General features: G+C 39.0%; 1 protein-coding gene. It reads left to right on the top strand.

What is annotated here, in order from left to right:
• Positions 1 to 57: 57 nt before the first annotated feature.
• Positions 58 to 390: class Ib ribonucleoside-diphosphate reductase assembly flavoprotein NrdI (nrdI, locus tag J7R13_RS09350; RefSeq protein WP_208438356.1), on the top strand; the 333-nt coding region annotated here is incomplete at its 3' end.

Genomic DNA, 390 nt, shown 5'->3' with positions numbered 1-390 from the left:
TGGTGAAAATCATTGGTCTGGTTTTAGACCGGATATGATTAGTGGTATTTGTGTTTAATGGGGCTTATTGTTTTTTATTCGAGCGCAACGGGTAATACTGAACATTTTGTCTCTCAACTTGATCAACGAATCCTCAAGATTGATAAAACAAAGCCGTCTGTGTTAATTGATGAACCTTATATATTAGCTGTTCCTACATATGCAGATGGTGAAGGGAGAGTGGCTGTGCCGAAAGCGGTTATTCGTTTCCTCAATGAGAGAGAGAACCGCAAGTTTATTCGTGGTGTCATTGGTGATGGGAATCGCAATTTTGGTTGTTATGAGAAGGGAGAGAGTAAAATTATTGCTGAAAAATGTTTTGTGCCTTGTCTGTATCGTTTTGAGTTACGT

Source organism: Bartonella taylorii 8TBB (assembly GCF_902825155.1).
Classification (GTDB): domain Bacteria; phylum Pseudomonadota; class Alphaproteobacteria; order Rhizobiales; family Rhizobiaceae; genus Bartonella; species Bartonella taylorii_A.
Note: the sequence above shows the minus strand (reverse complement) of the source record. Positions and strands in the feature narration are given on the sequence as shown.